The following is a 14,690-nucleotide window of genomic DNA, read 5'->3' as shown; positions in this document are numbered from 1 at the left end:
CTTGCAAAGGCCCCGCCGCCACGCTTGATTGCCGCCCATGACATAGTCTTCAGGCCGGGCAACCCGGCGCAGAAAAGAACGCCGGCACGCCTCCCCCATAATCCCCGTCGCATGCCTGAAGACCCTTCGGAGAATGACCTGATGAAGAAACGGCTCCTTGCAGCCGCAGCGCCCGCTGTCCTCGCCACTCTTGCCCTTTCGGGAACAGCTGCCATGACGATCTCCACCGCACATGCCGCGAGCGATACCGCCTACGACGGGATCTTCGCCCAGCCGAGCACGCTGCCCTTCCAGGCCCCGGACTTCACGAAGATCCGCGATACCGACTGGCAGCCCGCAATCGAGGCGGGCATTGCCCAGAAGCGCGCCGAGATGAAGGCCATTGCCGACAATCCCGAAGCGCCGACCTTCGAGAACACGCTGGTCGCCATGCAGCGCGCGGGCGTCCTCTACGACCGCGTCTACAATGTCTTCGGCCAGCTCACTTCGGCGGCCACCAACGACACACTCGACGCCATCGACACCGCGGTCTCGCCGCAGATCTCCTCCATGCAGGACGACATCTACCTCGACCCCAAGCTCTTCGCCCGGGTCAAGGCGGTCCACGACAGCGCCGCGGGCAAGGCCCTGACTGGCGAGGACGCGATGCTGCTCAAGACCGAGTACGCCAAGTTCGTCCACCGCGGCGCACTCCTCTCGGCCGCGAAGAAGGCCGAACTCAAGGCGATGAACACGCAGATCTCCAAGCTGGAGACCGAGTTCGCGCAGCAGCTGACCCAGGCCAACAACGCCCACGCCGTCGTCTTCGACAGCGCCGAAGAGCTCGCCGGACTTACCGAGGGGCAGATTGCCTCGGCCGCCAAGCGCGCCAAGGAGGAAGGCAAGCCCGGCAAGTACGTGCTGCCGCTGATCAACTTCACCCAGCAACCCGTGCTCGCGAGCCTCACCAACCGCGACAGCCGCCGCCGCGTCTTCGAGGAGAGCATCAACCGCGCCTCCTCGGGCGATGAATTCGACACCACCGGCATCGTGACGAAGCTGGCCACGCTGCGCGCGAAGAAGGCCGAGCTGCTGGGCCAGCCTAACTTCGGCACCTTCCAGATGTACGACCGCATGATCAACACGCCGGAAAAGGCGATGACGTTCATGTCGGGCTTCACGCCTGCGCTGCGCACGACGCAGGACCGCGAAGCCGCGCTTCTGCTCGATGCCGCCAAGGCCGATGGCGTGACCACGCTGCAGCCCTGGGACTGGACCTACTACGCCGAGAAGGTGCGCAAGGCGAAGTACGACCTCGATGAAAGCGCGATCAAGCCTTACTTCGAGGTCTACAACGTGTTGGAGAACGGCGTGTTCTACGCCGCGAGCCAGACCTATGGCCTCAGCTTCAAGCGCCGCACCGACATTCCCGTCTACCACGAGACGATGCGCGTCTACGAAGTGACCGACAAGGACGGCAGCGCGCTCGGCCTGTTTTACTTCGACCCGTTCTCGCGCCCCTCCAAGCGCGGTGGTGCGTGGATGAACAACTTCGTCGAGCAGTCCGACCTCCTCGGCAACACGCCGGTCATCGCCAACACGCTCAACATCGATCCGCCCGCCGAGGGTGAGCCGGCGCTGGCAAGCTGGGACAACGTGACCACGATGTTCCACGAATTCGGCCACGCGCTCCACGGCTTCTTCGCAAGCCAGACCTACCCGGCGCTCTCGGGCACCAACACCGCCCGCGACTTCGTGGAGTTCCCGAGCCAGTTCAACGAGAACTTCGCGACCGTCCCCGAAGTGCTGGCCCATTACGCCAAGCATTACGAGACCGGCGCCCCGCTTCCCGAAGGCACGATCGACAAGATCAACGCGGCATCCAAGTTCAACCAGTCGGTGGGCTTTGGCGAGACTCTGGAAGCGGCCATGCTCGACATCAAGTGGCACACGCTGAGCCCGCAAGAGGCTGCGCAGGACCCGATGGCGTTTGAAAAGCAGGCGCTCTACTCGATGGGCCTTCGCAGCGATCTCATCCCGCCCCGCTACCGCACGCCGTACTTCCGCCATATCTGGGACAACGGCTATGCCTCGGGCTACTACTCGTACATCTGGACCGAGCTGCTTGCCCACGACGGCTGGGACTGGGTCGCCAAGCATGGTGGCATGACCCGCGCCAACGGCGATCACATCCGCGCGAGCTTCCTGGGTCAGGGCCATTCGAAGGACCTCGACGTGCTCTACCGCGACTTCACCGGCCACGATCCCCAGATCGGACCGATGCTCGAGGCGCGCGGCCTGTCGGAGAAGTAGGACTTCAGATCCGCTACGAAATGAAAAAGGGGCAGGAGGCGCCACGCCTCCTGCCCCTTTTTCGTGTGCTCGCAGCCGCGTTCCCACGGCCGGATCATCTAGTCGAGGATGCGCATCCCCCGCTCGCTCGCCAGCGAGGGCGAGGCGATCGAAAGCGCGCGCTCGCCCGGATCGCCCAGCCACTGGGCACGGCACTTCCAGACGCGGCTGACAATCTCGCGGGTCAGCGCGGTTTCGGGCGGTCCCTCGGCGACGACCTCGCCCTTGTCGAGCACGACCACGCAATCGGCATGGTTCATCGCGGTGGCAAGATCGTGAAGGACCAGCACCACGCCGCGCCCCTGCTGCGCCTGCTGCCGGAAACGGCGCATCAGCGCGGCCGCGTGGCCCAGGTCCAGACTGGCGAGTGGTTCATCGGCCAGAAGCCAGCCGGGCTGCGTCGCCAGCACGCGGGCCATGAGCGCCCGTGCCCGCTCACCACCGGACAAGCGCGAAACCGGGCGGTGCCGCAGCTCTTCCAGGTCCATCGCCGAAATGGCATCCTCGATGGCCTTTGCGTTTTCCCCGGCCGGCGCATCGCTCCAGGGCAGACGGCCCAGCGAGACGAGCACCTCCACCGCCACGTCCCAGGCCACATCGGGGGCCTGGGGCAGATAGCCCAGCCACTGCGCCCGCTCGCGCGGGGATTTGAAACGCATGGGCTGCTCACCCAGAATGACCCGGCCCGAACTGGCCTCCTGCAGGTCCGCAAGACAGGACAGCAGCGTCGACTTGCCCGCCCCATTGGGGCCACAGATCGCGGTGACCATGCCGCGACGGCACTGGATCGAAACGTTGCGCAAGCGCTCGCCCACGCACAGGTTTTCCGTCGCCAGGCTCACCAGCTCAGCCCCTTGCGCATGCGCAGCAGCAGGACAAGGAAAAAGGGCGTTCCCAGAAGGCTGAGCGCGATGCCCAGACGCAGCTCTCCGCTGGCGAGCGGGAGGATACGGCACAGACAATCGGCGACCAACAGCAGCAGAGCCCCGGCAATCGCGCTCGGCACCAGCAGCGAACTCGGCCGCCGGTCGGTCAAGGGGCGCACGAGGTGCGGCACCATGAGCCCGACGAAGCCGATGATCCCGGCGACCGCCACCCCTGAACCGATGATGAGGCCAACCCCGGCAATGATCTGCAACTGCAGGATCAGCGGATCGACACCGAGCGAACGGGCCGCCACCTCGCCCAGCGTGAGGGCATCAAGGCTGCGCCGCGCGGCGTAGATCGCCGCGGCACCGGCCAGGGTACAGGGCACCGCAATCCAGACCTCGCGCCAGGACCGGTCGGCCAGCGCCCCCATCATCCAGGTGACGATCTCGGTCATCGCGAAGGGCGAAGGCGAAAGACTGATGGCCAGGCTCATCAGGGCCCCGGCAAGGCTGGAGACCATGAGGCCCGCCAGCGTGAACAGGGCCACCCCGCCGCCGCGCCCGGCAATGAGGGCGAGCAGCAGCATCGCGCCCGAAGCTCCCAGCAGAGCAAAGACCGGGAGCAACCAGGGCGAGGCCGCGTAGCCGGTCCAGAAACTGAGCACCGCGCCCAGCGCCGCGCCCGGCGCAATGCCGAAAAGCCCGGGATCGGCGAGCGGGTTGCGCAGGTACGCCTGCATCGCCGCCCCTGTCAGGCCAAGCCCCGCGCCCAGCGTCACGGCCAGGACCGCGCGCGGCAGACGCAGGTGCATCAGGATGAGCGAGGCGTTGTGCGTCTCGGGCGAAAGTGGGTTGATCCACACGCGCCCGGCAAGAAGCGAGAGCGGCACAACAAGGGCAAGCCCGAGGAGCAACAACAGGTTGAGGCGAAACTGGGTCATGTGTCCTTCTGCACAAAGCCCCTTGCGTGCCCCGCGTCCTCTGCGCCTTCGCGCGTGTCCCCGTGACGGCCAAGCCAGGCGCGGCGCGCGCGGCCCAGCCGGTCGAGCAGGCGGGGCACGGTCGGTCCGCCACACCAGATCAGCGAGCGCGAGAGCGGGATGCGCAGCGTGTTCTTCATATCGGCCAGAACCGGATGATGGAGCATGCGGTCCTCCTCGGCCAGCGGATTGCCGACCGCGAATATAACGCGCGGCGGATCGGCAAGCACCTGTTCAAGAGGCAGAAACTCAGCCTGCCCAAGCCCGCGTGCACCCGCGCTGTTGACGAAGCCGGAATGTTCAAGAAGGTCCACCACCAGGGTGTCGTTGCCTGCGACCAGCCCCGCCGATTCCCAGACCAGCGAGGGAACCGGGGTCCAGTCCGCCGGCGCGGCGTTGCGCCTGAGCGCGTCGTCAATCCGCGCGACAAGCCGTTCGCCTGCCGCCTTGTCCCCGCTCAACTCGGCCAGCATGCGCACCTGCTCACGTGCGCCCTCCACGTCCGAGACGATGGGTTCAAGGACAACGCGGATGCCCAGATCGCGCAAGGCGTTGGCGGTCGGCGGGGCGAGGAAGCTCCCTGCCACAACGACATCGGGTGCGAGCGCGGCAACCTCTTCGACCGAGCCCGAGACCCCGCGGTAGCGCGCGGCAGCCTCCAGCCCCATCGAGGTGCTGGAGGGATCGTGGCTGTAACCGGAAATCGCGAGCAGCTGGCCGGGCGCGGTGACCTCGGCCAGGATGGCATCGGTGCAGGGGTTGAGCGAGACGATGCTCGGCCGCTTCCCCCCCGAGGACGCCCCTTCCCCCTGCTCCTGCGGACGCGCGGGCGCGCCGCTGCACGCGCTCAGCAGCAGCGAGCCAAGGAGCGCCCAGCCTGCGCGCGCCGCAGCGGCACGCCAGGAAGCAGGAGGAATGGTACAGGTCACATCTTCACGCGCACACCCGCATAGGCCGAGCGGCCCGGCGTGCCGTAGGTGCGCACCACTTCGTAGTGCTCGTCAAAGAGGTTCTCCATGCGCGCGAAGACCTCGACGTTCTGCGTGACCGCGAAGGACCCGCGCAGGTTCACGACCGTGTTGCCTTCGACCCACTGGGCGTTGTCCAAATCATCCCAGCGCCCGCCTCCAACACGCAGTTCAGCGCCAAGGCGAAGCCCGCCGAACTCGTTCACGTCCCAGCGCTTATCGAGACTTACGGTCATGTTGTTCTTCGCACGCCGCGCAAGGCGATACCCCGTGGTCCCGTTCTTTGCATCAAGATAGGTGTACGCAAGGTTCAGGTCGAAACCTTGCCAGTCATGGACCTGCATGGCCACTTCCAAACCCTTCGCTCGCGCGCGGGAGATATTGAAATAGGCCCCTTCCCAGGTATAGAAATCAATTGTCCTGTATTCGATCTGGTTCTTGGCCTTGCGATCAAAGTAGTTCACGGACAGCACACCGTGGCCTTCCGCGAAGGGCTGTTCGATACCCACGTCCCAGCTCTTCGACGTTTCCGGGTCGAGCTGCTGAGAACCGATATTAGTGAATAGCTGGTAGAGCGACGGCGCCTTGAAGCCCTCGCCATAGCTGGCCCGGATCACAGGCCCTTCGTCACCCGCAAAGGCATAGACGCCATTCGCGGCAAAAGTCGTGCGGTCCCCGAACTGCGAATTGTCATCGTAGCGCAGGCCACCATTGAGCGTGAGGCCGGTGACCGGGCGCAGCGTCAGATTGGCAAAAAGGCTGTCGATGCTCATCGAGTCGTTCGAAGCTGAGACTACCCCGCTATAAGTAAACGCGCCATTGAAGTTCTGCTTCTCCGTCTCCGCACCGACCAGAACGCTGACAAACGTAATCGGTGTAAATTCGAGCTGCCCCTCGAAGCGCTCTGTTTTGCCGTTGGTCTCGTTCGTGCCATTTTCCCTTGCGTCCGAGATGCGGCGCGTGTCGACCACGCCATAACCCACGCGCGCGTGCAGGCGGTCATCGAGCCCGGCGTAGCGGATGTTGGCATAGCCCGTCAGATCGCGCTTGAACCCGACATTGAGCGCGTCGGCTCCGGTATTGTCGTAGTCGTAGTTGGCGCGGGTCCAGAAGGTGCCGCCGTCGATGGAGAGGCCCTCGGTCAGTTCCACCTGCGCGCGGGCATTCAGGCTCTTGCTTTCAAAGCCGTCCTTCTCGGTGGCGCCGCGATCCTCGTTGAAGGCGGAATAGCCATCGCCCTTGAGCCAGTTGCCGCCCACCGTCAGGCCGACCGGGCCGACCAGGCCCGCTGCCGAGGCCGAGACCTGGCGGCGATCACGCCAGCCATATTCAGCGCTCGCGCGGCCGTGCCACTCTTCCTCGGGACGCTGGGTGACAAGGTTGATGACACCGCCGATGGCCCGGCTGCCGTAGAGCACGCCCGAGGACCCGCGCACCACCTCGACCCGGTCGAACTGGGCGATGGTGAGCGCACCGAAGTCAAAACCGCCGCCCACGTCGCCCGGATCGTTGACGCGCACGCCGTCGATCAGGACCAGGCTCTGCGCGTTGTCGGCGCCGCGGATGAACACGCTGGAAGGCTGGCCGAAGCCGCCCGAATTGGTGACCTGCAGGCCCGGCAGGCGCGACAGCACTTCGCTGGCGGTGGTCGCCTGGGTGCGCTCGATGTCCTCGCGCGTCACCACGCTGACCGACTGGCCGACCTGGCTGAGCGGGACCTCGGTGCGCGTCGCGGCGACCACGATCGTCTCGTCGAGCGGTCCGGCCTCGGCGGCCTGCGCACAGACAGGTGCGAGGACCACGCCCAATGCGGCGCCCACGAAATAACGGCTCTTCATGTCATACCCCTTCCGGAACCCCCTGAACGTGTGGCCGTTCATGGCGGAAGGATCGCGCCGGTCCCGAAGTGGCGCCCCATACCGCTGCCCTCCGGTCCCCTCGCCCGGTTTGCAAACGACGACCCCGGGCAGGTCTCCTGGCTTTCCGGATCGATGCATCCCCGTCCGGCCTTCCCGATTGCTCAGTGGCGCGAATGGAGGGGATGCTCCCCGGTCACAGTTGCGGGGGCAGCGCCGGAGTTGCAACCGGCTTCCCTCTTAGGCCTGCCCCCGCGTCAACGCGGGCAGGCAACCCGTGGCGTGCGCGCGGCCTTTAGGTGCGCCATGGGGAAATTGCAACTCAAAGACCTCTCGCCCTGCAATCCTTGCGCGGAACCATCTTGGCAGCTTGCAGAGGCTTTCTTAAAGCCTTTCCCCTAATCTGACGAACCTCGATCCATGTACCGAGGTGGGACGCGCCTCACAGGCGTGACCGCGACCCACGATGCGTATTGTATAGAGAGTGCCGCCAACGCTCGCCCCCCTGCCCGATATGGGGAGGGGGCAGGCGAACCAAGGATCCGGAACGAAACCCCATGTCGCGCGTGCCTGCCCTGCCCGATTTACGCGATGGCCGCCCTGCCGACTTCCAGGGGCGCTTTGCCCGCAAGCGCCGGGCCCGCCGGTTCACCACCCGCACCGCCGCACCGCGCCGCGCCTATACCAGGCGGATCGGAACCGTACTCTCGTTGGCCGCCCTGACCGCCTTTGCCATGCCCGGCACCTGGGAGCGCTTCCGCATCGCCAACGCCGCCACCCAGCACCACACGCCCGATCCGATGCCGTTCGAGCAGGCGGGGGCCAGCTTCCCGGGCTCGGCGTTCTACTATCTCGAAGCGGACAAGGCCGTCCAGGGTGATGGCCTGGCGGGCACGATTGTCGGGCACGCCATCGGCCAGAACCCTACGGCACAGCCCCTCCACGTCCTCGACCTGCCCTTCACCAGTTCGCCGACCGACCGCTCCCGCGCGCTGCAATGCCTGACCAGCGCGATCTACTACGAAGCCGCGAGCGAGCCCGACGCCGGACAGCGCGCCGTCGCCCAGGTCGTCCTCAACCGCCTCGCGCACCCCAGTTATCCCGACACCGTGTGCGGCGTTGTCTACGAAGGCTCCGAGCTCGCCACGGGCTGCCAGTTCTCCTTCACCTGCGATGGCTCCCTGTCCCGTCGTCCGGCGACCTACTTCTGGAACCGCGCCGAAACGGTGGCGAGGGGCGCGCTGTCGGGCGATGTCTATGCCCCCGCCGGTCTCGCGACCCATTACCATACGCTTCAAGTGGCGCCGTACTGGGCCTCCAGCCTCCAGCCCCTGACGACCATTGGCGCCCACCGGTTCTACAGCTTCAAGGGCGCCGCCGGCCGTGCGGCCACGTTCCGCTACTTCTATACGGGTATGGAACCGGCAAGCGAACGCCGCAGAACCGCGGCCGATGCCCTGACGCCCACCACCGAAACCCAAAGCGATCCGACCGTGATCCAGCAAGCCTACGAGGACCTCGCGAGGGCGCTCATCCCGCCACCTGCGGTCGGCACATCGGGGAGCGCCCCCCTGTCCGCGACGGCTTTCCCGTCTGAGCCGGCGGCCGATGGACTTCCCGCAGGCGCCCGCGTGCGCCCCGAATATCGCAACTCGGGGCGCTGGATCGAACACGACCGCAGCACTCCGAGGCCTCCCGAGGCGCCGTAAACCATTTGGAAACCATAGCCCCACACAAAGACTTAGCGCCTTGAGTGATAGGGATTCTCTAACGGACCCGCTCTTACGGAGCAGAGGAACCGGACTCTGGAGAAACGGAAAGGCCTCGACCACAAAATGGCAATACGCTTCGCAGCTGCGAAAGGACGAGCCATCCCCTTCCTCGAACGCATGCAGTGCGTCTCGGCCCCGCTCGACAGCACCAACGACAACGCCGACCGCAAATGCCGCTCAGGCTCGATCGACGTCTCGATCGTCTCGCGCGAGTTCGACCGGACTCCCGCGCCCGCGAACGACGAGACCCTTCTGGCCGAAGCGCTTCAGCACTTCGCCCGGCACGGCCTGTCCGCGGCCGAGCATGCCCGCCACAACGCCCAGGCCGCGCGCCTCGTGGGCGATACGCGCTCGTGCACCTGGTGGATCTCGATCTGCCGCCAGCTCGACCGCCGCATGGCCGAACAGTTTGAAAGCCACCTCGCCACCGGCTTCTGAAGCCTTCCGGCAAACCGCCCTTCCGAAGCCCCTTTGCCCTACGGCCGAGGGGCTTTTTCGTGCCCCCGCCCCGGAGACGCAAAGCAACAGACCGACGCCACGGGGCGACTCGGACCATCCATCTTGCGAGCATCGCACAAGCCCTGCACACTTGCGCAACGAACTTGGCCTAATCCGGACCGCCGGGGCCATCCGGCCAGGCCTACGCCGCCCGCCCGGCATACGGAAACCCGCCGAAATACGTTCCCAAAACCGCAGCAACACGCCTTAATGCAATTGCGAACTATTATCATAAAAACCTCCGAATTCGGCGGTTCTTGCGCCCTTTCCCGGTTGCAATGTCCCCCCGAGAGGACTAGGGCCGCGATTGCAAGTACCCGGTGCCTGCCTTTCGCGGGATGAAGCAGGCTCCCTTTTCGTCCGTCAATCCCGCCTTGGGAAGGACAAGCACGCATCATGGCACGTAAGAAGATTGCCCTCATCGGCGCCGGCAACATCGGCGGCACCCTCGCGCACCTCGCGGCGCAGAAGGAACTGGGCGACGTCGTCCTGTTCGACATCGCCGAAGGCATTCCGCAGGGCAAGGCACTCGACCTGTCGCAGTGCGGTCCGGTTGAGGGCTTCGACGCCCAGATCACCGGCACCAACGACTACGCCGACATCGCAGGCGCCGACGTCATCATCGTCACCGCCGGCGTGCCCCGCAAGCCGGGCATGAGCCGCGACGACCTGCTCGGCATCAACCTCAAGGTCATGAAGGCCGTGGGCGAAGGCATCAAGGAGCACGCTCCCGAAGCATTCGTGATCTGCATCACCAACCCGCTCGACGCGATGGTCTGGGCGCTGCGCGAATTCTCAGGGCTCCCGCACAACAAGGTCGTCGGCATGGCCGGCGTTCTCGACTCGGCCCGCTTCTCGACCTTCCTCGCCTGGGAGTTCGGTGTCTCGGTCCGCGACGTCACCTCGTTCGTGCTCGGCGGCCACGGCGACACGATGGTCCCGGTTGTCGACTACTCGACCGTCAAGGGCATCCCCGTTCCCGACCTCATCAAGATGGGCAAGACCACCCAGGAGCGCATCGACGCCATCGTCAAGCGCACCGCGGGCGGCGGCGGCGAGGTTGTCTCGCTGCTGAAGACCGGCTCGGCCTTCTACGCTCCGGCCGCCTCGGCGATCTCGATGGCCGAGAGCTACCTGCTCGACCAGAAGCGCGTCCTGCCCTGCGCCGCCTTCCTCGAAGGCCAGTACGGCGTTGACGGCATGTACGTCGGCGTTCCCGTCAAGATCGGCGCCGAAGGCGTCGAGGAAGTCATCGAGATCGCTCTCGACGACACCGCCAAGGCAGGCCTGCAGGTCTCGATCGACGCGGTCAAGGAACTGGTCGCGGCCTGCAAGGGCATCGACGAAACGCTCGCCTGAGCAAATACACTTGTGTGTTGCGGACCGGAGCCTCTGGTCCGCGACATACATTACTCCTAGTACACCGGACCCCGGCCTTTGAGGCCGCTCCAGCCCAGGAACAGGAATAACCCTATGTCCATTCTCGTCGACAAGAATACCAAGGTCATCACGCAGGGTATGACCGGCAAGACCGGCAGCTTCCATACCCAGGCCGCGCTTGACTATGGCACCCAGATGGTTGCCGGCGTGACCCCCGGCAAGGGCGGTACCGATCACCTGGGCCTGCCCCAGTTCGATACCGTGGCCGAGGCCAAGGCCGTCACCGGCGCCAACGCCTCGTGCGTCTATGTTCCGCCCTCGGGCTGCGCGGACGCCATCCTCGAAGCCATCGATGCCGAGATCGAACTGATCGTCGCCATCACCGAGGGTGTTCCCGTGCTCGACATGGTTCGCGTGAAGCGCGCCCTTTCGGGTTCGAAGTCGCGCCTCATCGGCCCCAACTGCCCTGGCCTGCTCACCCCCGGTGAGTGCAAGATCGGCATCATGCCCGCCAACATCTTCTCGAAGGGTTCGGTCGGCGTGGTCTCGCGCTCGGGCACGCTGACCTACGAAGCCGTGTTCCAGACCACCAACGCGGGCCTTGGCCAGACCACGGCCGTCGGCATCGGCGGTGACCCGGTCAACGGCACCAACTTCATCGACGTCCTCGAGCTCTTCCTCGCCGACGACGAGACCAAGTCGATCATCATGATCGGCGAAATCGGCGGCTCGGCCGAAGAGGAAGCTGCACAGTTCCTCAAGGACGAAGCCAAGCGTGGCCGCAAGAAGCCGATGGCCGGCTTCATCGCGGGCCGTACGGCGCCTCCGGGCCGCCGCATGGGCCACGCAGGCGCGATTGTCTCGGGCGGCCAGGGCGGCGCCGAAGACAAGATCGCGGCGATGGAAGAAGCCGGCATCCGCGTGGCCGCCAGCCCCTCGCTTCTGGGCGAGACGCTGGTCGAAGCCATCAAGGAAGTGGCCTGATCCTATTTCCGGTGGAGGCGGCCTCTCGGTTTTTCCGGGGTGCCGCCTCCACACGGCAACAAACACAAGGCGTCCAAACGCCGACAGAACTGTAATCCCACTGCCGCGCCTTCCTCTCCGGCCCCCGACAGTGTCCCAAAACTATTCCTCCATGCGCCGCAGAGACGATACTGGCGTGAAAAGGTGATTCCATGGGCGACGAAAGTTTCGAGTTCACCCCCGATACGGGCCTTGACGGCCCCCAGCAGGGACCCAGCTGGCAGCGCAAGAACTGGCCCCTCGTCGGCGCCGAGTTCGAAGACGACCTGACCCAGGGCCTCGATCCTTCCGCTCTGCGCATGGCTGTCGAGAAGGCCGCCGGCAAGGGCGGCGCGAAGGTCGACCAGAAGAGCATCGACCAGGCGGCTGCGGACTCGATCCGCGCCATGATGCTCATCCGCACCTACCGCGTGCGTGGCCACATGGCCGCCAACCTCGACCCCCTCGGCCTTGCCAAGCGCGAGCTGCCCAAGGACCTCACGCCCGAGTACCACGGCTTTGAAGGCGCCGCGCTGGACCGTCCGGTCTTCGTGGGCGGCAACCTCGGCCTTGAATGGACGACCGTGCGCGAGCTGGTGCAGATCCTGCGCGCCAACTACTGCGGCAACGTCGGCCTCGAGTACATGCACATCGCCGACGTCGAGGAGCGCCGCTTCCTCCAGGACCGTTTCGAAGGTCCCGACAAGGAAATCGAGTTCACCCCCGAAGGCAAGAAGGCAATCCTTCAGGCCGTCGTGCGCGGCGAACAGTACGAGAAGTTCCTCGGCAAGAAGTACGTCGGCACGAAGCGCTTCGGCCTTGATGGCGGCGAATCGATGATCCCGGCGCTCGAAGCCGTGATCAAGTACGGCGGCCAGCTCGGCGTCAAGGAAATCGTCTACGGCATGGCCCACCGCGGCCGCCTGAACGTCCTCGCCAACGTCATGGCCAAGCCCTACAAGGTCATCTTCCACGAATTCTCGGGCGGCACCGCCAACCCCGAGGACGTGGGCGGCTCGGGCGACGTGAAGTACCACCTGGGTACCTCGGCCGACCGTGACTTCGACGGCATCAAGGTTCACATGAGCCTCATGCCCAACCCCTCGCACCTCGAGACCGTGAACCCGGTCGTCCTGGGCAAGGTGCGCAGCTACCAGGTCAGCCACGACGACATCGGCGACGATGTGGGTCCGGGCGCCAAGCACAAGACCGTCCTTCCCGTGCTTATCCACGGCGACGCCGCCTTTGCCGGCCAGGGCGTCGTGTGGGAGTGCTTCGGCCTCTCGGGCGTCAAGGGCTACAACACCGGTGGCTGCATCCACTTCGTCATCAACAACCAGATCGGCTTCACGACGAGCCCCGCCTTCGCGCGCAACTCGCCGTACCCCTCGGATGTCGCCAAGGGCGTCCAGGCCCCGATCCTGCACGTCAACGGCGATGATCCGGCGGCCGTGACCTTCGCCTGCAAGCTGGCGATCGACTACCGCCAGACCTTCGGCCGCGACATCGTGATCGACATGTGGTGCTACCGCCGCTTCGGCCACAACGAAGGCGACGAGCCCGGCTTCACGCAGCCCCTGATGTACGCCCAGATCAAGAAGCACCCCGGTGTGGCCAAGATCTACTCGGACCGCCTGAAGGCCGAAGGCGTCATCGACGATGCCTTCCTCGCCGAGACCGAAGCTGCGTTCAACGCGCATCTCGAGGACGAGTTCGAAGCGGCCAAGACCTACAAGTCGAACCACGCCGACTGGTTCTCGGGCCGCTGGTCGGGCTTCCACAAGCCTGCCGATGCGGAAACCGCGCGCCGCAACGTGCAGACCGGCATCGACACCAAGCTGTTCGACAGCCTGGGCCGTACGCTGACCACCGTTCCTGAGGACCTCACCGTCCACAAGACGCTGAGCCGCGTGCTCAAGGCCAAGGAAGAGATGTTCGCAGCTGGCGAAGGTTTCGACTGGGCCACCGCCGAGGCGCTCGCCTTCGGCAGCCTCGTGACCGAGGGGTACGGCGTGCGCCTGTCCGGCCAGGACTGCGAACGCGGCACCTTCTCGCAGCGCCACGCCGTCTGGGTCGACCAGAAGGACGAGCGCAAGTACACCCCGATCAAGACGCTGCCCCACGGCACCTTCGAGGTCCTGAACTCGACGCTTTCGGAATATGGCGTGCTCGGCTTCGAGTACGGCTACGCCAGCGCCGACCCCAAGACCCTGGTCCTGTGGGAAGCCCAGTTCGGTGACTTCGCCAACGGCGCGCAGATCATCATCGACCAGTACGTCGCCTCCTCGGAATCGAAGTGGCTGCGCGCGAACGGTCTCGTGATGCTGCTGCCCCACGGCTACGAAGGCCAGGGCCCCGAGCACTCCTCGGCCCGCCTCGAGCGTTACCTCCAGCTGTGCGCGAACGACAACATCCAGGTGTGCAACATCACCACCCCGGCCAACTACTTCCACGTGCTGCGCCGGCAGATGCACCGTCCGTTCCGCAAGCCGCTGATCATCATGACGCCCAAGTCGCTGCTGCGTCACGCCGCAGCCAAGTCGAAGGCCGAGGACTTCACCGGCGACGGCCACTTCTACCGTATCCTTTCCGACCCCAAGGCGCCGGAAGACAAGGCTACCAAGAAGGTCATCCTGTGCTCGGGCAAGGTCTACTACGACCTCGTCGAAGCGCGCGATGAAAACGAGATCGACGACACCCAGATCATCCGCCTCGAGCAGCTCTACCCGTTCCCGGGCGAGCCGCTGGCCCTGCGCCTCTCGCGCATGACCAACCTCGAGGAAATCTGCTGGTGCCAGGAAGAGCCCAAGAACAACGGCGCCTGGTTCTTCGTCGAAAGCGAGATCGAGGCCGCTGCCAAGGAAGCCGGCGTCTCGAACCCGCGTCCGCGTTACGCTGGTCGCAACGCTTCGGCTTCGCCTGCAACGGGTCTTGCCAAGCGCCACGTGGCCGAGCAGTCGGCCCTGGTCGCCGACGCGCTCCACCTCTCCGTCCGTTCCGAACTCCGTCGCAAGCAGAAGGCTTGAGAGTAAAT

Annotated in this window: 10 protein-coding genes and 1 riboswitch; of the genes, 6 read left to right on the top strand and 4 right to left on the bottom strand. The window is 65.6% G+C overall.

The features are described from left to right. The first annotated feature begins 141 nt into the window (after nucleotides 1-141). Entirely contained in the window at nucleotides 142-2,292 is a 2,151-nt protein-coding gene (locus HT578_RS19585) for a M3 family metallopeptidase (RefSeq protein WP_213501139.1), read from the top strand. A 98-nt stretch (nucleotides 2,293-2,390) separates the two neighbouring features. Here the strand turns inward: HT578_RS19585 and HT578_RS19580 are convergent, their stop codons facing one another. From HT578_RS19580 to HT578_RS19565, 4 genes are read right to left on the bottom strand one after another with little or no spacing between them, the layout of a single operon-like run. Beyond that, nucleotides 2,391-3,173: an ABC transporter ATP-binding protein gene (locus HT578_RS19580; RefSeq protein WP_213501138.1), complete on the bottom strand. Its 783-nt coding sequence runs from the start codon at nucleotides 3,171-3,173 to the stop codon at nucleotides 2,391-2,393. Beyond that, on the bottom strand, nucleotides 3,170-4,141 hold the full coding sequence (locus HT578_RS19575) for a FecCD family ABC transporter permease (protein ID WP_039388023.1): 972 nt from the start codon (nucleotides 4,139-4,141) through the stop codon (nucleotides 3,170-3,172). Before HT578_RS19575 ends, HT578_RS19580 begins: the two co-directional genes overlap by 4 nt. Continuing rightward, entirely contained in the window at nucleotides 4,138-5,109 is a 972-nt protein-coding gene (locus HT578_RS19570; protein WP_213501137.1) for an ABC transporter substrate-binding protein, read from the bottom strand. Before HT578_RS19570 ends, HT578_RS19575 begins: the two co-directional genes overlap by 4 nt. Beyond that, nucleotides 5,106-6,986, bottom strand: coding sequence for a TonB-dependent receptor plug domain-containing protein (locus tag HT578_RS19565; protein ID WP_213501136.1), 1,881 nt, complete (start codon nucleotides 6,984-6,986; stop codon nucleotides 5,106-5,108). Before HT578_RS19565 ends, HT578_RS19570 begins: the two co-directional genes overlap by 4 nt. A gap of 110 nt (nucleotides 6,987-7,096) precedes the next feature. Beyond that, a riboswitch (cobalamin riboswitch) is annotated at nucleotides 7,097-7,298 on the bottom strand. 263 nt (nucleotides 7,299-7,561) lie between these two features. Here HT578_RS19565 and HT578_RS19560 point away from each other — a divergent pair. The 5 genes from HT578_RS19560 to HT578_RS19540 all read left to right on the top strand — a co-directional run bounded on the left by HT578_RS19560 (nucleotide 7,562) and on the right by HT578_RS19540 (nucleotide 14,682). Then, the gene (locus HT578_RS19560) at nucleotides 7,562-8,713 is read left to right on the top strand and encodes a cell wall hydrolase (protein ID WP_213501135.1); all 1,152 of its coding nucleotides are present in this window, start codon (nucleotides 7,562-7,564) and stop codon (nucleotides 8,711-8,713) included. Nucleotides 8,714-8,839: 126 nt separating this feature from the next. Next, complete coding sequence (locus tag HT578_RS19555) at nucleotides 8,840-9,214, top strand: hypothetical protein (protein ID WP_213501134.1); 375 nt, start codon at nucleotides 8,840-8,842, stop codon at nucleotides 9,212-9,214. A gap of 456 nt (nucleotides 9,215-9,670) precedes the next feature. Continuing rightward, nucleotides 9,671-10,633 (top strand): malate dehydrogenase, encoded by a 963-nt coding sequence (gene mdh, locus HT578_RS19550; protein WP_213501133.1) that lies wholly within the window; start codon nucleotides 9,671-9,673, stop codon nucleotides 10,631-10,633. Between the two features lie 114 nt (nucleotides 10,634-10,747). After that, on the top strand, nucleotides 10,748-11,638 hold the full coding sequence (gene sucD, locus HT578_RS19545; protein ID WP_039388029.1) for a succinate--CoA ligase subunit alpha: 891 nt from the start codon (nucleotides 10,748-10,750) through the stop codon (nucleotides 11,636-11,638). Nucleotides 11,639-11,829: 191 nt separating this feature from the next. Further along, nucleotides 11,830-14,682 (top strand): 2-oxoglutarate dehydrogenase E1 component, encoded by a 2,853-nt coding sequence (locus HT578_RS19540; protein ID WP_213501132.1) that lies wholly within the window; start codon nucleotides 11,830-11,832, stop codon nucleotides 14,680-14,682. Nucleotides 14,683-14,690: the final 8 nt, after the last annotated feature.

It is taken from the genome of Novosphingobium decolorationis (assembly GCF_018417475.1).
GTDB classification, from domain to species: Bacteria; Pseudomonadota; Alphaproteobacteria; order Sphingomonadales; family Sphingomonadaceae; genus Novosphingobium; species Novosphingobium decolorationis.
The sequence above is the reverse complement of the archived record's forward strand: the minus strand, read 5'-3'. Positions and strand labels throughout refer to the sequence as shown.